Here is an 18198-nt window from a genome sequence, read left to right on the forward strand (position 1 = left end):
CACGCCCCCGGCCGCCGACGACGCCCCGGAGGAACCCGACGACCGTGCCCGCACGCGCTGACCGGCACGTCGGCGTGACCGAAGCCCGCCGGACGCACGGCACCATCCACCGTCCCCGCGGCCGGCTCGGCCACCGTCCCGTACCGGGGCCCCCGCCCCGCCTGCCTCGGGCCGATTGTCAGTGGCCGGGTGCACGATGGATCCATGGTCAGCTCCGCACACCGAGCCCTGGACGGCTTCTCCCCCGCGACCCGCGGCTGGTTCACGGGGGCCTTCTCCGCGCCCACCTCCGCCCAGGCGGGCGCGTGGCAGGCCATCTCGCAGGGCTCGGACGTGCTGGTGGTCGCTCCCACGGGGTCCGGCAAGACGCTGGCCGCCTTCCTCGCCGCGCTGGACCAGCTGGCCTCGACACCCCCGCCCGCCGACCCCAAGAAGCGCTGTCGCGTCCTGTACGTCTCCCCGCTGAAGGCCTTGGCCGTCGACGTCGAGCGCAATCTCCGCAGCCCGCTGACCGGCATCCGCCAGGAGTCCGTGCGCCTGGGCCTGCCCGAGCCGGAGGTCAAGGTCGGCATCCGCTCCGGGGACACCCCGCCCGCCGAGCGCCGCGCCCTGTCCACCCGGCCGCCGGACATCCTGATCACCACCCCCGAGTCCCTGTTCCTGATGCTGACGTCGGCCACGCGCGACGCGCTGACCGGCATCGAGACGGTGATCCTGGACGAGGTGCACGCGGTCGCGGGCACCAAGCGCGGCGCCCATCTGGCGCTCACCCTGGAGCGGCTGGACGAGCTGCTGCCGAAGCCGGCCCGCCGCATCGGCCTGTCGGCGACGGTCCGCCCGGTGGACGAGGTCGCCCGGTTCCTCGCCCCGCGCGGCCGCGTCGAGATCGTCCAGCCGGAGTCGGGCAAGGAGTTCGACCTGTCCGTCGTCGTCCCCGTAGAGGATCTCGGCGAGCTGGGCGGCTCCCCGGTCGCGGAGGGCAACGAGGGCGCGGAGCGTCCGTCGATCTGGCCGCACGTCGAGGAGCGGATCACCGACCTGGTCCAGTCGCACCGCTCCACGATCGTCTTCGCCAACTCCCGGCGGCTGGCCGAGCGCCTGTGCAACCGGCTCAACGAGATCGCGTACGAGCGTGCGACCGGTGAGCCCCTGGACGAGCACCACTCCCCCGCCGAGCTGATGGGCGGCTCGGGTGCCGCCCAGGGCGCGCCTCCCGTGATCGCCCGCGCCCACCACGGCTCGGTCTCCAAGGAGCAGCGCGCCCTCGTCGAGGAGGACCTCAAGGCGGGCCGGCTGCCCGCCGTGGTCGCGACCTCCAGTCTGGAGCTGGGCATCGACATGGGCGCCGTCGACCTGGTCGTCCAGGTCGAGTCGCCGCCCTCCGTCGCCTCCGGCCTGCAACGCGTCGGCCGCGCGGGACACCAGGTCGGCGCGGTCTCCACGGGTGTGGTCTTCCCCAAGTACCGCGGTGACCTGGTGCAGTCCGCCGTGGTCACCGAGCGGATGCGCAGCGGCGCGATCGAGGCCCTGAGGATCCCCGCCAACCCGCTGGACGTACTGGCCCAGCAACTGGTGGCGATGACCGCGCTGGACACCTGGCAGGTCGACGACCTCCTGGCCACCGTCCGCCGCGCCGCCCCGTTCGCCTCTCTCCCGGAGTCTGCCTTCACGGCCGTCCTGGACATGCTCGCGGGCCGCTATCCCTCCGACGCCTTCGCCGAGCTGCGCCCGCGCGTGGTGTGGGACCGGATCGCCGGCACGGTCACCGGCCGCCCTGGGGCGCAGCGGCTCGCCGTGACGTCCGGGGGCACGATTCCCGACCGCGGGCTCTTCGGGGTGTTCCTCGCCGGGGCCGACCCGAAGAAGGGCGGCGGCCGGGTCGGCGAGCTGGACGAGGAGATGGTGTACGAGTCCCGCGTGGGCGACGTCTTCACGCTCGGCACCAGTTCCTGGCGGATCGAGGACATCACCCGCGACCGGGTCCTGGTCTCCCCGGCGCCGGGGGTGCCGGGCAGGCTGCCGTTCTGGAAGGGCGACCAGCTGGGCCGCCCCCTGGAGCTGGGTCGCGCACTGGGCGCGTTCCTGCGCGAGGTCGGTTCCCTCACCAAGGAGGACGCCCGGCTGCGCCTGGTCACCGCGGGCCTGGACGCCTGGGCCGCGGACAACGTGCTGTCGTACCTCGACGAGCAGCGCGAGGCCTGCGGGCACGTCCCCGACGACCGCACCATCGTCGTCGAGCGCTTCCGCGACGAGCTGGGCGACTGGCGGGTCGTGGTCCACTCCCCCTTCGGCGCCCAGGTCCACGCCCCCTGGGCCCTCGCCCTGGGCGCCCGACTCTCCGAGCGCTACGGCATGGACGCCCAGGTCATGCACGCCGACGACGGCATCGTGCTGCGCCTGCCGGACGCCGACCTGATGGGCCTGGACTTCCTCGACCAGGACCCCGCGAAGCCGGGCCTCGAGTACGACGCGGAGAAGGCGCCCGTCGGCGCGGCCGACGTCGTCTTCGACAAGGGCGAGGTCGACCGGGTCGTCACCGACCAGGTGGGCGGCTCGGCCCTGTTCGCGTCCCGCTTCCGCGAGTGCGCGGCCCGCGCGCTGCTGCTGCCGCGCCGCAGCCCCGGCAAGCGCACCCCGCTGTGGCAGCAGCGCCAGCGCGCCGCGCAGCTGCTGGAGGTGGCGAGCGAGTACGGCTCGTTCCCGATCGTCCTGGAGGCGGTCCGCGAATGCCTCCAGGACGTCTTCGACGTGCCGGGCCTGATCGAGCTGATGGGCGACGTGGAGGCCCGCAAGGTCCGCCTGGTCGAGGTCACCACCCCGGAGCCGTCCCCGTTCGCCCGCTCCCTGCTCTTCGGCTACGTGGCCCAGTTCCTGTACGAGGGCGACTCGCCGCTCGCCGAGCGCCGGGCCGCAGCCCTGTCTCTGGACTCGCGGCTGCTGGCGGAGCTGCTCGGCCAGGCGGAGTTGCGCGAGCTGCTCGACGCGGAGGTGCTCACCGAGCTGGAGCGCGAGCTGCAGTGGCTCACCGAGGACCGCCGCGTCAAGGATCCCGAGGGGGTCGCCGACCTGCTGCGGGTGCTCGGTCCGCTGACGGACGCGGAGCTGGCCGAGCGGGGCGCCGAGCCGCAGTGGGCGCCCGAGCTGGCCGCGGCCCGCCGCGCGATCAGGGTGCGGATCGCCGGAGCCGACCACTGGTCGGCGATCGAGGACGCGGGCCGCCTGCGCGACGCGCTGGGCACGGCGCTGCCCGTCGGTGTGCCGGAGGCCTTCACCGAGCCGGTCAAGGACCCGCTCGGCGACCTCCTCGCCCGCCACGCCCGCACCCACGGCCCCTTCACGTCGGTCACCGCGGCGGCCCGCTTCGGTCTGGGTGTGGCGGTCACCGAGGGCGCCCTCCAGCGGCTCGCGGGATCGGGGCGGGTCGTGCAGGGCGAGTTCCATCCGGCCGGCATCGGCCAGGAGTGGTGCGACGCGACCGTGCTCCGCAGGCTGCGCCGCCGTTCCCTGGCCGCGCTCCGGCACGAGCTGGAGCCGGTGGCACCGGCCGCGCTCGGCCAGTTCCTCCCCCAGTGGCAGCACATCGGCAAGGGGCACACCCTGCGGGGCATCGACGGGCTGGTCCGCGCCGTCGAGCAGTTGCAGGGCGCCTCCGTGCCCGCCTCCGCCCTGGAGAAGCTGGTCCTGCCTTCCCGGGTGGCCGGCTACACCCCGGCGATGCTGGACGAGCTGACGGCCGCCGGTGAGGTGGTGTGGGCCGGGGCGGGTTCCCTGCCCGGCAAGGACGGCTGGGTCTCCCTCTATCTGGCGGACGCGGCCCCCCTGCTCCTGCCGCCCCCGCACCCCCTGGAGACGACCGCCCTGCACGAGTCCGTCCTGAGCACGCTGTCGGGCGGGTACGGCCTGTTCTTCCGGCAGATCGCCGACCAGGTCCGCGCCACCACCCATCCGGAGGCCACCGATCCGCAGCTGGCCGACGCCCTGTGGGACCTGGCCTGGTCCGGGCGGCTGACGAACGACACCCTCGCTCCCCTGCGCTCGCTGCTGGGTTCCGGGCGCACCGCCGGGTCCACCGCCCACCGGGCCAAGCGCGCGGTGCCCCGAGGGCGGTACGGCTCGCTGACGGCCGCCGCCCGCCCGGCCTCCCGCACCGGCCCGCCGACGGTCGCGGGCCGCTGGTCGCTGCTCCCGGACCGCGAGGCCGACGGCACGGTGCGGGCGCACGCCCTGGCCCGCACGCTGCTCGACCGGCACGGCGTGGTGACCCGCGGCGCCGTCGCCGCGGAGGGTGTGGAGGGCGGCTTCTCGGCGGTGTACCGGATCCTGGCCGCCTTCGAGGAGAGCGGCCAGGCCCGGCGCGGCTACGTGGTGGAGGGGCTCGGGGCTGCGCAGTTCGCCATGGAGGGCGCCGTGGACCGGTTGCGCGCGGTGGCGAACGCCCGCGAGCGCGGTGACGGCCCGTCCGGCCAGGGCGATCTCCCCGGCGGCGGCCCAGGTGACGCCCCGGACCCGTTCGCCGACTTCGCATCCGGCAGCCACGGAGGCTCGGGGGGCCTCGGAAACCCGGGGAGCCCGGGAGACCCGTCGGGCCCGGGAGGCCCGGGAGGCCCGGCGCCCTATGACGACGTCTTCGCCGATCCCGACGGCCTGGGCCGTTCCCCTTCCCGAGGCGATTACATCTCGCCGCGCGACTACGCCGAGCCGGGCGCCGGCGGCCCGCGCGGGGGCGCCGGCTCCGGGGGCTCGCGCGGCCCGTACGACGGTGGATTCCCCGGTCGGCGCGACCGCTCCGCCGTCGGCCCGCGGGCCGTAGTCCTGGCCGCCGCGGACCCGGCGAACGCCTACGGCGCGGCCCTCGGCTGGCCCGAGCCACCGGCCGGTGCCACGCACAAGCCGGGCCGAAAGGCGGGCTCCCTGGTGGTGCTCGTCGGGGGCGAACCGGCGCTCTACATGGAGCGCGGCGGCAAGACGCTCCTGCTGTGGCCCTCCGACCCCGACCGGCTGCCCACCGAGGACCCGCGTCTGCGCGCCGCCGCGGAGGCGCTGGCGGAGGCCGCCCGCGCCGGTTCCCTCGGCACCGTCACCGTGGAACGGGTCAACGGGGCGGCGGCACTGACGTCCCCCTTCGGCCCCCTCCTGGAGGGAGCGGGCTTCATCGCCACCCCGCGCGGTCTGCGCATCAGGGCGTGACCCTGTCACCCTTGGACCATGCCCGAAGGAGACACGGTCTGGCAGGCGGCGCGACGGCTGCACGACGCCCTCGCGGGCAAGGTGCTGACCCGCAGCGACTTCCGCGTCCCCCGGTACGCGACGGTCGACCTCACCGGCCGCACCGTCCTGGACGTGACCCCGCGCGGCAAGCATCTGCTCGCCCGTGTCGAGGGCGGCCTGACGGTGCACTCGCACCTGCGGATGGACGGCTCCTGGAAGGTGTTCGCGCCCGGGCAGCGCTGGAGCGGCGGCCCCGCGCACCAGATCAGGGTGATCCTCGGCACCGCCGACCGCACGGCCGTCGGCTACCGCCTCCCGGTGCTCGAGGTCCTGCGCACCGCCGACGAGCAGCGCGCCGTCGGCCATCTCGGCCCCGACCTGCTCGGTCCCGACTGGGACCCGGCGCGGGCGCTCGACAACCTGCGCGCGGACCCGGCCCGCCCGCTCGGTGAGGCCCTGCTCGACCAGCGCAATCTCGCCGGCATCGGCAACGTGTACAAGTGCGAGCTCTGCTTCCTGCTCGGCATCACGCCCTGGCTGCCGGTCGGTGAGCTGCCCGCCGACCGCGCCGCGCAGCTACCGTCCCTCGCGCGGAGGCTCCTGGAGGCCAACCGCGACCGCCCGGTCCGCCGAACGACGGGCGTGCGGGGCCCGGATTTGTTCGTGTACGGCCGGGCGCCCCGTCCCTGTCTGCGCTGCGGCACGTCGGTCCGGGTGGCCGACCAGGGCGACGGCTCCCGCGACCGCCCCACGTACTGGTGCCCGACCTGCCAGAGCGGCCCCGCGCCACGCCCGGGCGGCCTCGCGGGAGCCGGAAGAAGACGCTGAGGCAGCCGCCCGAGAGGGCCACCGGAGGAGCGACGGGACGGCTCAGCCGGCGGCGAGCAGGGCGTCCATCTGACCGGCCGCCTCGCGCATGCCCTCGTCCATGCCCATCGTCATGAGCTGGTCCATCTGCTCCCGGGTGTCGAAGGCGGACCGCATCTCCATACGGGTGCCGCCGTCGCGCTCGGTGAACGTCACCCGGTTCGCGGTCGTCGGCATCGCCGCGTTCGGCACCCCTTCCGCGTCGGCGAACCCGTCGGTGAACTCCAGCGACCGCGGCGCGTCGACCGTGGCCACCCGCCACCAGCCGCGGTACTTCTCGTCCCCCGGGCCGGTCATGAAGTACGTGACGTCCCCGCCCGGGGTCAGGTCGTGCTCCTCCACCGTCGCCGGATAGGACGGCGGCCCCCACCAGCGCTCCAGCTGGCGGGGGTCGGCCCACAGCTGCCACACCCGTTCCACGGGGGCGGCGAAGTCGGCGACCAGGGTGAGGCTCAAACCGTCCAGATCCTTGTCCAGGCTGGTGACACTCATCGGTTCAGTCCTTACGTTCATCGGTGCGCTGCGGGTTCCGGTTCGCGCCCCGCCCCGGCCCCCACTCGCTGCTCGCCCACGACCCCTCGACCCGCTCACCGCACTCCGGACGGGACGACGCCGGAGCCGGCACCTTCCCGCGCAGGGCCCGCCGCCACCGGCCCGCCCCCAACGCCCCCACGGCCGCACACCGGGGCACACAGTGCACCGGGAGCACGCTCAAGCCCCAGCCGCCCACCGCGACCGCCCCTTCCAGCACCCCGGCGCCGGGCTCCAGCGCCAGGCGCAGTACCGCCCACCACCACAGCGCGCCGAGGCCCAGCGCGGCCGTCCGGCGGGCGGTCCGCGCCGCCGCCATCGCGCGTCATCCGTTTCCGGCCTGGAACATCCAGTGCTGATGCTGCGGATCAGCCTTTGACCTGCACAAGACGCCCTCCACCGGTCCGGGATTCCGGAATCCTTCCGCCCGACTCCGAGGATTCCGCCACACCGCCAGTGTCACCCGCGTCCGACCACGCCGCATCCAGGACGGCCCGCGTCTGCTCGTCCGCCTCGGCGAACAGGTGCGCATACGTCCGCATCGTCGTCATCACGTCCTTGTGCCCGAGCCGCCGCTGCACCACCTTCGGGTTCTCACCGCCCGCGATCAGCACGCTCGCGTAGTGGTGGCGCAGCTCGTGCAGATGCCGCTTCCGCAGACCCGCCTTCCGGCACGTGTTCTTCAGCGCCCAGTCGACCGTGCTCTCCCCGACCGGCGTCCCGTCCGGCATGGCGAAGACCAGCCCAGCCCACTCCCCGCCGCGGGCAGGAGGATGCGCGGCCACCCAGGCCGCCAGCACGTCGACCGTCCGCTGGTGCAGCGGCAGCACGCGGCGGCCGGCACCCGTCTTCACGTCGTCCAGGTACTGGCTCTTCCCCTTCTCGTACACCAGCTGCTCCTCGACGCGGTACGCCTTGCGGAGAAAGTCGACCTTGTCGAGGCGCATGCCGCGCAGCTCGCCGGAGCGCAGCCCGGTCTGCGCCGCCACCTCGAACATCGCCGCCCACAGCGGCTTGTAGGCGTGCGCGAGGAGCTGCCGGACCTCCGCCAGGTCCGGCGGGTCGACGACGGCCTCCACGAGCGTGGGCGCCTTGATCCCGTCGAACGGGGACACGGCGATCACCCGGTCGGTCACCGCCAGCCGGAAGACGCCACGGACGTAGCGGGCCACCCGGTTCGGGTACCCGCCGGACAGCTTGTACCTGGACACCAGCAGCTGCTGCCAGGCGCCGGCCTCGGACGGCTTGATGGAACGCATCTGGCGCGGCCCCCACTCGGGAATCAGGTACCGCTCGAGGGCGCCGCGGTACTCCCGCTCGGTGCGTTCGATGATGGCCTGCGCGGGCAGCCACGTCTCCAGCGCGAACGCTTCGACCGTGACAACGCCGGCCTTCGGGTCCAGCCAACTGCCGGACTGCTTGGCGGCCTCCTGCCTGATGACCTCGGCTTCGGCTTCGGTCTTGGTGCGGTGGAGGCTGGTGCGCTCGCGGCCGGTGGGGTCGTCGTAGCGGGCCTGCCACCGCTTCCCCTTGCCGTGCACGGACGAAGCGACGAGCCCCTTGTGCTCGCCGCACTCCGGCTCATCCGGCCCGGGACGGGTCTTGTGCCAGCGGTCTGCTACATACCCCGCCATTCAGGGCTCCCAGGATGGATCCGGCGTCCAGGCCGGCACACAGCAGAGCGGCAAGAGCCTGCGACTTCAGCTGCGGGCTGTGGACGATGCTGGTGCTGACGACTGCCGCGGGCTTGCCGTTGATGTGGCAGGTGAAGGCGGCGACTGTGGGTCCCAGATCGGCGCTGGTAACCGCTGATGTGGACATGCGTGAACCCCCCGCAGCGTGACGTTCGGAAGGGACCCTTCCGAAGTCACCAAACTCTATGTGGCGTAACCGTCACGTCGCTATGCGTCCACACATTTCGTTGAAGGTTGTACGCCACACGTCTTCACAGGAGACCGTCTCGGCGCAATGCGTCCAGCGCCATGCGGGTCGCGGCCCGGATCTCGTCACTGGACGCCCCTTTCAGGGAGCGGACCATGGCCCCGGAAATGATCGTCTCCGCCCGCTCCGCCCGCTCGGACTCCACGAGCGGCTGCACGTCCACGTCCTCGAAGGTGTCAGGCGGGTTGCCGCCGTCGAGGACCGAGTCGATCGCGCTGTCCGGCCAGCAGAGCGCGCGGGCGATCGGGTGCAGCGTCATCGGCATGCGTGCCTTCGGAACTGCGCCGGCCTCCGCCCGCTGGACCGCGCCGAGGGAAACCCCGGAGCGTTCGGCAAGCTCGCCTTGCGTGAGGCTCTGGGCCTTCCTCGCAGCGGCGATGGCCTGGCCGAGCCGTGTCCACGATTGGGGGTCGCGGTTCATGGCCGCCTCTCCTGCTGTTGTTCGGGGCGCCTACCCCCTCGATAGGCACCGTTAGGCACCACGGTAAGGGTTGATCACCGCTCGAGCGACCTCGGAACCGGTCACCCTTTGCCAGCCCGTGAGGCAATCACCACGCCACCCACACACGTTGAGCGTCGTTGCATTTCATGACGCACTCATATTGCTTCGTTGTGTCTCGTGGAGTACGTTCGAGATGTGCAGCCAGACGGACAAGCAATCCGCCGGCAGCGCGAACACCGCGGCTACGGCCTGCGCAGATTCGCCACCGCCGTCGGAATAAGCCACACGCACCTGTCCCGCATCGAACGAGAGCAGCGCGGTGCGCAGCCCGAAGTCATGGCCGGAATCGCCGAACTGCTCGGCTGCCGGATCTCCGACATCGAACGAGACCCCACGAGGAGCAACGATGAGCGAGACGAGCACCGCCTCGCCGTTCATGACGACGAAGGAACTCGCGAGCGTCCTGCGCACGACGCCTAACGCCATCCGCATCCTGCGTCACCGCGGCCTGGGCCCGTCCGGGTTCCGGCGCGGCCGGCAGGTCCTGTACCGGCGCGCCGCCGTCGACGCGTGGCTCGCGGCCAAGGAGGCCGCCGACCACCTCGCCCAACGCGCTGCCGCCTGACCCACCCCTACACGCGCCGAAGGGCCGCCCGACTTCCCGGCCTGGCAGCCCCACGACCGGCGCCCCTACAGCAGAGGAAGCAGAGGTCACCGTGACCACCGAGAGTACCCAACACACCAGCGGCGGGATGCACACCCGCCTGGTCAACACGGCCGCGGACGTCATCTCCCGCGCGATGCAGCAGGGCCGGACCCTCCCGGCCGCGCTCGCCGTCGCCCTCGACTCCGCGCAGCTCCTCCAGTCCCCCGACACCGCCGCCGAGCTTGAGAAGCTGCGCCGCTGCCACGACGAGGACGGCAAGGCGCTGAAGGCGGCGATGCGCCGAGACCGTGAGTCCTGCGCCCGCATCACCGAGCTGGAGGCCGCGCAGGGCACCGTCTACCGCGCCTCCCACGACACGATCCCGATGGGCCTGTACCTCACCCGCGAGGCCGCGCAGCAGCACTGCGAGACGTCGGCCCGTGCGTCGATCTCCGGTGACGTGTCGCTCGACTGGGACGAGGACGAGCTGACCGTCACCCGCATCGACGGAAGCGAGTACCTCAGCGGCTACGTCGTGGACGTCCTGGAGGTCGCCGCCGAGTACGACGAGGAGGCCGACCAGTGATGTTCGTCCGCCGCAGCAAGCACGCCGACCTCCAGGCCCGCAACGAGCGCCTCGCCCACCTCCTCAGCGAGGCCCACGAGGAACTCGCCGCCTGGAAGAGCTCCGCGACCCGCGCCGCCGCCCTGTACGACGACGCCACCACGGTGGCCGCCGAGGACGCCGGCCAGCTCAAGGAGCGGCTCGCCCGCGCCCTGCGCGCCTGCGCCCGCTACCGAACCGACAACACCCGCCTTCAGCGCCGCGAGCGCACGCTGCAGCAGCGCCTCGACGACGCGGTCGGTCTCACCAGCCCCGCCGTCGACGAGGGCACGCACTGGCAGGCCCGCCGGACCGACAAGCCGCTGAACTGGGCCCGGACGGGCGGTGCGCGATGAGCCAGTACACCGGGTCCGTTCCCGACATCCTCCGCGCCGCCGACTGGCGGGACCGCGCCCTGTGCGCCACCCCCGCCGGCCTCGCCGTCGACTGGTTCCCCAACCCGGCCGACGACCAGGGCATCACCGAGGCGCAGGCCGTGTGCGCCGCCTGCCCCGTCGCCGCCGCCTGCCTCCGCGACGCCCTCGCCCAGGAGGGCGGCTCCCACCCCGAATACCGGTGGGGCGTCCGTGGCGGCCTCACCGGCGACCAGCGGTTCAACCGGCACCGGACCCTCGTCCGCGCCCGCGGCGAAGCCGAACCGGACCTCCGCCCGCGCGTCGCCAAGTGCGGCACCGTCAGCGGCTACCAGAAGCACCTCCGCTTGAAGACCGAGCCCTGCCCGGAGTGCCGCGAGGCGAAGAACGAGGCCAACCGCAAGCAGAAGCGCAGGCGGCAGCCGATCCAGTGCGGCACCCGGCCCGGCTACCGACGCCACCGCGACCGCGGCGAAGAGGCGTGCGAGCCCTGCCGCATCGCCAACACCCAGGCCGACCGGCGCCTCCGCAACACCGGCACCACCCTGGCGCCCGCCTGACCGGCCGGGCCCGCCCCGACTCCGGCGGGCCCGGCCCCGCACCACCCGAACAAACTGACCAGGAAGGCCCGAGACTGTGGCGAAGACCAGCGGATCCGACGACACCGGCCAGGCGCTCGCCGAGCGCATCGCCGCACTCATCGTCGACACCGCCCACAACGCCCCCCGCTCGCTGCAAAAGCGGCTCGGGCCCTCCGAGGTCGGCGACCCCTGCGAACGCCGCCTCTCCTACAAGGAACTCGACTGGCCCCGCTCCGCCGCCGAGAGCGACCCGGCCGCCAGCATCATCGGCACCGGCTTCCACACCTGGATGGAAGAGGCCTTCGGCCGGCGGCAGTCGACGCTGCCCGACGGACGCCCCCGCTACAAGATCGAAGAGCGCGTCACCGTCCAGTCCTCCCCCATCGAAGCCGCAGTCGTGTCGGGCAGCACCGACCTGTTCGACCGGCTGACCGGCACCGTGTGGGACTGGAAGCTCGTCGGCCACACCACGCAGGACAAGTACCGCCGCGGCGGGCCCGGCCCGCAGTACCGCATCCAGGCCCACCTCTACGGCCTCGGCCAGGAGAACGCCGGCGAGACCGTGGAGCGCGTGGCGATCTGCTTCGTCGCCCGCTACCACGAGCTGCGCGTCCACGTCTGGACCGAACCGTATGACCGGCAGGTCGCCCTCGACGCGCTCGCCCGGCTGGCCCGCATCCGCGCCCACCTCACCGGGCCCGAAGCGCAGGCCTCCGACTACGACCACACCTGGTGGTCCGAGATCCCCACCTCGGAGCTGGCGAAGTGCCGGTTCTGCGAGTGGCACAAGCCCGGCAGTAGCGACCTCACCGTCGGCTGTCCCGGCATCCAGGCCGCGCAGCCCGCGCGGCACGGCTTCGAATCCCTCATCGCATAGGAGACAGCATCCGCATGGACGCGAACAGCTTCCTCATGGGCGGCGGCGGCGCCCCCACCGCCAAGTTCCCCACCCCCGGCACCACCGTCGGCGGCCGCATCACCGAGTCCCCGAAGGTCGAACAGCAGCGGGACATCCAGTCCGGCGAGGCCAAGTTCTGGTCCGACGGCAACCCGATGATGCAGATGGTCGTCACTGTCCAGACCGACGAGCGGGACCCCGCCATCGAGGACGACGACGGACGCCGCCGCATCTTCGTCAAGGGCCAGATGAAGAACGCCGTCGCCGACGCCGTCCGCCAGGCCGGCGCCAAGGGCCTCGAGGTCGGCGGCACCCTCCACGTCCGCTACACCCACGACGGCGAACCGAAGCAGCGCGGGTTCTCCGCCCCCAAGCAGTACGCGGCGAAGTACGTGGCGGCCGCCGTCTCCGAACTCGGCGCCGACACCCCGGCCTCCGCCGCCGCGGCTCCGGCGCCCGCGCCGGGCGGCGACCCGTGGGGCACCAGCGCCGCACCGGCGGCCCCGGCGGCCCCGGCCGGAGTGAACAGCGTCACCGGCGAGATCACCGGCAACGAGCCCCCGCCGTTTTAGGCACCGTCCCTTCAGCGACCGCCCGCCGCCGCGCGACCAGCCCGCGGCGGCGGGCGGGCCAACCACCAGCAGAGGAAGCACCAGCATGCACAACACCGTCAGCATCAGCGCCGAGACCGCTCGCCACGTCCTCTTCCACTACGGCCGCGACGGCGGCTACCGGCCCGGCAGCTTCACCCTCAAGCTCATGGAGGCCATCGACGCCGCCGACATCGTCCACACCGCCCGCCTCCACACCGCGTACCCGGAGCTGGTCGACGCGATGACCCTCGCCGCGAACGAGCGGGACGGCATCGCCCGCCTGGACGCCATCGCCAACAGCACCGCCACCGCCGCCGCCGAGGAAGTTCAGCCGCCCACCAACCTGCACACCGGCGCCACCCGCGTCGCCCTCAACGTGGAGCGCATCCACGCGACCGGCGGCCACCAGGTCAACATCGCCGCCCTCGACGCCGACGGCACCGGCCACGGCCACCGGCTCCTCGGCGGAAAGCACTACAACCAGGGCACCACCACGGTCATCCACGGAGACCTGAACGCGGACGACGCGAACGAGATCCGCAACATGCTCGACGCCGTCTTCCCGCCCACCGCCTGACCCGTCCCTTCCCCCTGCCCGCCACATCCGCGTCCGTGGACGTGGATACGGCGGGCCCCACCGCCCGCGAGGAGCGCACCACCTTGAGCACCGCGACAGCCCGCGACACCCCACTGGACGGCGCCCTCTGGCTCGTTGGCCACGGCTTCGCCGTCTTCCCCGTGGACCACCCCGGGCTGGACCAGTGCGCCGGCATCGGCCAGGGCCACAACCCGGTCACCTGCGACCAGCGCGGCAAGCACCCCGCGGTCACCTTCACCACCCGGCACACCCGCGTCGAGGACAACGCCCGACAGTGGTTCGGACTCGACCAGCACCCGCGCAACGTCGGCGTCTTCGTCGGCGCCACTCGCGGCCCGAACGGCGAGCAGCTGCTCGTCGTCGACTCCGACCGGCAGGGCGCCCTCGAGGACGCGGCCGCCGCGCTCGGCGAACAGCACACCCCGACGATGCGCGTCACCACGGCGAAGGGCCACCACGACTACTACTGGGCGCCCGCCGATCTGAAGCTCGGCAACAGCCTCGGCACCCTGAAGGGACGGTTCGACGGCGACGTCCGCGCCGGAAACGCCTACGTCATCGGCCCCGGCTCGGTGCACGCCACCGGCGTCATCTACGAACTGGACGACGCCGACCAGCTGCCCGTCGCCGCCCCCGCCTGGCTCCTCACCGCCCTCACGACGAAGCCCGCCCCGGCCCCTGCGGGCCCGGCCGCACCCGTGCCGCTCGCTCCGGAGCGCCTGGACGCCTACACCCGCCGCGCCCTCAACGACGAATGCGACCGCATCGTCCGCGCCGCCGACGGCGAGCAGAACAACCAGCTCAACGAATCCGCCTTCAGCCTCGGCACGTTGGTCGCCGCCGGAGCCCTCACCGAAGCCGAGGCCCGGCAGGCGCTCCTCGCCGCCGCCCGCGCCGGACAGCACCCCGACGGCCGCGCCATCCCCACCATCCAGTCCGGCCTCACCGCCGGCATGTCCCACCCGCGCGCCCCCTGGCCGCCCGTCTCCCGCACCCGCAGCGACTTCGCCGACCTCCTGCCCGCCCAGGCCGCCCCAGTCCCGCCCGCGGCCCCCACACCTTCGTGGACGGCGCCCACCGAACAGGACCTGCCGCTGCCCTCCCCGATGCCCGCCCGCGAGTGGGACGACCTCGGCAACGCCGAACGGGTTATCGACCGCCACGGCACCGAACTCCGCTGGCTCGCCGACATCGAACGCTGGGCCTACTACGCGGGCGGCCGCTGGAACCTGAAGGCCGCCAACACCGGCGTCTGGACCCGCGTCGTCAACACCATCAACCAGCTCGCCGACGAGGCCCCGAACTACGACGACGAACCCCAGGCCGACCCGTCCGGCGACCCGAAGAAGGACAAGCCGAGCCAGCGTGACCAGTTCCTCGCCTGGGCCCGCAAGCAGCGCATGCGCCCCAAGATCGCCGCCGCCCGAGATGTCCTCCAGGCCTACCCCGCCGTGCACTCCACGATGGACGCCTTCGACCAACCCGAGATGCTCCTCAACGTCGCCAACGGCATCGTCGACCTCACCACCGGCGGGCTCCTCGCTCACGACCGCAGCCTCTACCTGATGCAGCAGTCCCCCATCCGCTACGACCCGAACGCCGTCTGCCCGATGTGGGACCGGTTCCTCGCCGGCGTCATGCCCGACCCCGAACGGCGCGCCTACCTGGCCCGCGTCGTCGGCTACAGCCTCACCGCCTGCACCGGCGAGCAGGTCATGTTCATCCACCACGGCGAAGGCCAGAACGGCAAGGGCGTGTTCATGCGCGTCGTCATGGCCCTCCTCGGCGAGTACGCGCAGGCCGTCCCCGCGTCCACCCTGATGGCCAAGCACGGCGACGGCGGCATCCCCAACGACATCGCCCGCATGGTCGGCAAGCGCCTCCTGTCCACCTCGGAGACCGGCCGCACCGCCGAAGGCCGCGGCAAGCCCCTCGACGAGGAACTCGTCAAGCGCCTCACCGGCGAAGACCCCGTCTCCGCACGGTTCCTCAACGCCGAGTTCTTCGAGTTCCAGCCCGTCGGCAAGATCCACCTGGCGACCAACCACCTGCCCGACGTGTCCGGCAGCCACAGCATGGCCCGCCGCCTCCAGGACATCGGCTGGGACGTCATCGTGCCCCCGGCCAAGCGCATCCAGGGGCTCGCCGAGAAGATCCTCGCCCGCGAGGCCGCAGGCGTCCTCAACTGGGCCATACGCGGCTGCCTCGACTGGCAGCAGCAGGGCCTCGCCGTCCCCGACTCAGTCACCGCGAAGACCCGCGAGCACATCGCCCAAGCCAACCCGCTCGCCACATGGCTGGAGGAGGAGACCGACGTCGTCGACGACGCGGTCACCGAGAACGGCCAGCTGTACGGCAGCTACAAGGCGTGGGCCGAACGCGCCGGGGTCCGACGGCCCATGTCGATGAAGGCCTTCACCATCCGCCTCCAGGAGCAGGGGTTCGCCCAGGAGAAGGACTCCCGTACCCGCCGTGCCGTCACCCGCGGTCTCGCGCTGGCCATCCTCGGCGGCCCGCGATGACCCACGTTGCGAAGGGGTGCGAAGGGATTGCGAAGGGGTTTGCGAAGGGGTCTGCGAAGGCTTTGACCTGCAAGTCGAAGGGGTCGAAGGGGTTTTTCTACACCCGCACATACAAGGGGAAGGAAAACCAGCACGCCTCATATACAAGGGGAGTCGCGGAAAACCCCTTCGACCCCTTCGAACCGCAGGTCAAAGCCTTCGCCAACCCCTTCGGCGATCCCTTCGCAACCCCTTCGCACCCCTTCGCAGGCCCGCGATGACTGGCCGGCTGCCCGCGCACGTCCTCGCCGAGCGGATCGCCCGCGCCGCGGAGACCGTCCGCCGCGAGCCGTGCCCCCGCTGCGGCGCCGACACGCTCGTCGCCCGCACCCCGGACCGGGTCGCCGCCGTCGACGTCCGCGCCGACCCCGAGCCAATCCACCCCGACGAGATCCCGGCCGGCCGGACTCGGCTCGCCTGGTGCCTCACCGGCAGCCAGCACACCCGGCGCATCCGGTGGCGCGACCGCTGGCACGCCCGCGTCTGCACCCACCCCGTCCTTCTGGACCACGCCTGCCCGCCCCAACCGATTCAGGAGACCCTGCTGTGACCGAGTCCTTCACCATCACCCTCCCGGCCGGGCTGCCGCTACTGAACGCCAACCGGCGCACCCACCACCACATCCGCGCCACCCGCACCCGCACGATCCGCGCCGCCGCGATCGAGGCCGTCGCCGACCACCGGCCGCTCATGGAGGCGCTCGCCGCAGCGAAGCCCGGCGTCCTCTTCGAGCGGGCCCGCATCGTCGGTTACCTGCGGCCGGCCCGCGCTGGGCGCGCCGACCCGGCGAACTGGTACCCGTCGTTCAAGGCCGCCGTCGACGGGCTCGTCGACGCGGGCCTCCTCGAGGACGACGACCACACCCGGCTCGTCGGACCGGACATGCGCCTGGGCAGCAAGGTCGCGGGCGGGCAGCTGGTCCTCGTCATCCACGACGCCACCGACTGGACCGACGAGCCGCCGCTGAGCCGGTACTACAGCCACGAGACATGCGGCTTCCACTGGCACGGCCGTGACGGCATGGACATCCCCATGAGCGACGGACAGCCGGTCTGCCCGCGTTGTGAGCTGGCCAAGGCGCAGCAGGGCGGTGCGGCGTGAGCGAGCAGCCTGCCCGCGTTCAGGGCATACCCCCCGGCCTCACCCTCCGCCGCCTCGACCGCGACCAGACACCGATCGCCGACTGGCTCTGCTGCTGCGGCCGGCACGAGCGTGCCACCGGCGGGCCCACGGTCGCCCAGCTCGCCTCGGCGGTCATCGTCGGCGTCTGCCCCCACCGCGAGCAGGGGGCCGCCGCATGACGCCGAAGCAGGCCGTCCCGGACGCGGTCGCCCCCGTCCTCGCCGCCGTCATGCAGGCCCACCCGGCCGCCGGGCCCGACCTCCTCGCCCGCCTCGTCGTCGCCGAACTCCGCGACCTCGGCTGGCACATCACCGCCACACCCCAGCATCCGCGATCCGCATGGAGGACACCGTGACCGACCCGACCACCACCGACCAGACCGCCGCCGAGCGCATCGAGCAGGCCGAGGCCGACGCCGAGCTGCATGCCCGCAACACGGAGGCTGTGGCGCGCGAGCGCGAGTCGTACCGGGCGGCGTGGAAGGACGAGCGGCGGCGACGCGCCGGGGCCGAGGCCGAGCTGAAGCATCTGCGCGCCGACCGGGCCGCCGTCCTCCGCGAAGCCGCCGACCACCTCGACAACTCCGAGCGCCTGCGCGACCTCACCGACGGTCACATGCTTGACATCAACGCCGCCGCGAACGAGCTGCGCCGTATGGCCGACGAGACACCAGCCGCCGAGACCGTCGGCACGCTGCTCGCCACCCCGTGCGATGCCTGCGATCACACCCTGAACTGGCACCGCAACGACGTCGGGTGCACGGTCCCGCGCTGCGTCTGCGGCCGGTTCCAGGAGCCCGCCGCCGGGGCGCGGCAGCGCTCCCGCGCTGCCCGGTACCTGGACGCCTTCCTCCACCGCGGCCCCGGTTACGACCTGACACCCGACCAGTCCGCCGCCGGGGCGCGGCAGGACGGGGCACAGCAGCCCGGCCTCCGCGAACGCCACCGCGCCGCCTGGAACGCCCTCACCCCCGACGAGCAGGCCGCCCGCCTTGCCGAGCTGGACGCCGACGACGAGGAGCAGCCGTGACCGGTCTCATCCTCGCCATCGTCCTCGCGTTCGCCGCAGGCTGGACGATCGGCCACCGCACCGCCCGCATCCGCATCATCCCCGTCGGCGCCCTCGCCTCCGAGGACGAGGAGGCGCTCCTCGCCGCCGACCGCGCCCGCTTCGAGCAGATCGCCGAGCACCTGCGCACCGACAACCAGCGGGACCCCGAGTGAGACCGGGTC

21 protein-coding genes are annotated in these 18198 nt (G+C 73.1%); 17 read left to right on the forward strand and 4 right to left on the reverse strand.

Annotated elements, in window-relative coordinates:
• Nucleotides 1-204 precede the first annotated feature (204 nt).
• On the forward strand, nt 205-5187 hold the full coding sequence (locus tag OHA99_RS09210; RefSeq protein WP_405695192.1) for an ATP-dependent helicase: 4983 nt from the start codon (nt 205-207) through the stop codon (nt 5185-5187).
• An 18-nt stretch (nt 5188-5205) separates the two neighbouring features.
• Complete coding sequence (locus OHA99_RS09215; protein ID WP_165684659.1) at nt 5206-6036, forward strand: Fpg/Nei family DNA glycosylase; 831 nt, start codon at nt 5206-5208, stop codon at nt 6034-6036.
• Nucleotides 6037-6078: 42 nt separating this feature from the next.
• Here the strand turns inward: OHA99_RS09215 and OHA99_RS09220 are convergent, their stop codons facing one another.
• The 4 genes from OHA99_RS09220 to OHA99_RS09235 form a co-directional block, all read right to left on the reverse strand.
• Nucleotides 6079-6567, reverse strand: coding sequence for an SRPBCC domain-containing protein (locus OHA99_RS09220; protein WP_153177652.1), 489 nt, complete (start codon nt 6565-6567; stop codon nt 6079-6081).
• A 4-nt stretch (nt 6568-6571) separates the two neighbouring features.
• A complete protein-coding gene (locus OHA99_RS09225) occupies nt 6572-6925 on the reverse strand; it encodes a hypothetical protein (RefSeq protein WP_153177653.1) in 354 nt (117 codons plus the stop codon).
• 49 nt (nt 6926-6974) lie between these two features.
• Complete coding sequence (locus tag OHA99_RS09230; protein WP_405695195.1) at nt 6975-8147, reverse strand: tyrosine-type recombinase/integrase; 1173 nt, start codon at nt 8145-8147, stop codon at nt 6975-6977.
• Nucleotides 8148-8551: 404 nt separating this feature from the next.
• Nucleotides 8552-8968, reverse strand: coding sequence for a helix-turn-helix domain-containing protein (locus tag OHA99_RS09235; protein WP_405695197.1), 417 nt, complete (start codon nt 8966-8968; stop codon nt 8552-8554).
• A 216-nt stretch (nt 8969-9184) separates the two neighbouring features.
• Here OHA99_RS09235 and OHA99_RS09240 point away from each other — a divergent pair, with 216 nt between their 5' ends.
• From OHA99_RS09240 to OHA99_RS09310, 15 genes are all read left to right on the forward strand, one after another.
• On the forward strand, nt 9185-9469 hold the full coding sequence (locus tag OHA99_RS09240; RefSeq protein WP_405695199.1) for a helix-turn-helix domain-containing protein: 285 nt from the start codon (nt 9185-9187) through the stop codon (nt 9467-9469).
• A complete protein-coding gene (locus tag OHA99_RS09245) occupies nt 9396-9614 on the forward strand; it encodes a helix-turn-helix transcriptional regulator (protein WP_405695201.1) in 219 nt (72 codons plus the stop codon). Before OHA99_RS09240 ends, OHA99_RS09245 begins: the two co-directional genes overlap by 74 nt.
• Nucleotides 9615-9705: 91 nt before the next feature.
• Nucleotides 9706-10221 (forward strand): hypothetical protein, encoded by a 516-nt coding sequence (locus tag OHA99_RS09250; RefSeq protein ID WP_405695203.1) that lies wholly within the window; start codon nt 9706-9708, stop codon nt 10219-10221.
• Nucleotides 10221-10595: a hypothetical protein gene (locus OHA99_RS09255; RefSeq protein WP_405695205.1), complete on the forward strand. Its 375-nt coding sequence runs from the start codon at nt 10221-10223 to the stop codon at nt 10593-10595. The genes OHA99_RS09250 and OHA99_RS09255 overlap by 1 nt, the downstream gene beginning before the upstream one ends.
• Nucleotides 10592-11173, forward strand: coding sequence for a WhiB family transcriptional regulator (locus OHA99_RS09260; RefSeq protein ID WP_405695206.1), 582 nt, complete (start codon nt 10592-10594; stop codon nt 11171-11173). The genes OHA99_RS09255 and OHA99_RS09260 overlap by 4 nt, the downstream gene beginning before the upstream one ends.
• Before the next feature lie 76 nt (nt 11174-11249).
• On the forward strand, nt 11250-12071 hold the full coding sequence (locus OHA99_RS09265) for a hypothetical protein (RefSeq protein ID WP_405695208.1): 822 nt from the start codon (nt 11250-11252) through the stop codon (nt 12069-12071).
• Nucleotides 12072-12085: 14 nt separating this feature from the next.
• On the forward strand, nt 12086-12664 hold the full coding sequence (locus OHA99_RS09270; RefSeq protein ID WP_405695210.1) for a hypothetical protein: 579 nt from the start codon (nt 12086-12088) through the stop codon (nt 12662-12664).
• 85 nt (nt 12665-12749) lie between these two features.
• Complete coding sequence (locus OHA99_RS09275; RefSeq protein ID WP_405695212.1) at nt 12750-13262, forward strand: hypothetical protein; 513 nt, start codon at nt 12750-12752, stop codon at nt 13260-13262.
• An 83-nt stretch (nt 13263-13345) separates the two neighbouring features.
• Complete coding sequence (locus tag OHA99_RS09280; RefSeq protein ID WP_405695214.1) at nt 13346-15805, forward strand: phage/plasmid primase, P4 family; 2460 nt, start codon at nt 13346-13348, stop codon at nt 15803-15805.
• Between the two features lie 256 nt (nt 15806-16061).
• Nucleotides 16062-16394: a hypothetical protein gene (locus tag OHA99_RS09285; RefSeq protein ID WP_405695216.1), complete on the forward strand. Its 333-nt coding sequence runs from the start codon at nt 16062-16064 to the stop codon at nt 16392-16394.
• Nucleotides 16391-16945, forward strand: coding sequence for a hypothetical protein (locus OHA99_RS09290; RefSeq protein ID WP_405695218.1), 555 nt, complete (start codon nt 16391-16393; stop codon nt 16943-16945). The genes OHA99_RS09285 and OHA99_RS09290 overlap by 4 nt, the downstream gene beginning before the upstream one ends.
• Nucleotides 16942-17145 (forward strand): hypothetical protein, encoded by a 204-nt coding sequence (locus OHA99_RS09295; protein ID WP_405695221.1) that lies wholly within the window; start codon nt 16942-16944, stop codon nt 17143-17145. Before OHA99_RS09290 ends, OHA99_RS09295 begins: the two co-directional genes overlap by 4 nt.
• Nucleotides 17142-17321: a hypothetical protein gene (locus tag OHA99_RS09300; RefSeq protein WP_405695223.1), complete on the forward strand. Its 180-nt coding sequence runs from the start codon at nt 17142-17144 to the stop codon at nt 17319-17321. Before OHA99_RS09295 ends, OHA99_RS09300 begins: the two co-directional genes overlap by 4 nt.
• Nucleotides 17318-17995, forward strand: coding sequence for a hypothetical protein (locus OHA99_RS09305; RefSeq protein ID WP_405695226.1), 678 nt, complete (start codon nt 17318-17320; stop codon nt 17993-17995). Before OHA99_RS09300 ends, OHA99_RS09305 begins: the two co-directional genes overlap by 4 nt.
• Nucleotides 17992-18189, forward strand: coding sequence for a hypothetical protein (locus tag OHA99_RS09310; protein WP_405695228.1), 198 nt, complete (start codon nt 17992-17994; stop codon nt 18187-18189). The genes OHA99_RS09305 and OHA99_RS09310 overlap by 4 nt, the downstream gene beginning before the upstream one ends.
• Nucleotides 18190-18198: the final 9 nt, after the last annotated feature.

Origin of the sequence: Streptomyces coelicoflavus, from assembly GCF_045041415.1 — a bacterium.
Taxonomy (GTDB): Bacteria; Actinomycetota; Actinomycetes; order Streptomycetales; family Streptomycetaceae; genus Streptomyces; species Streptomyces coelicoflavus.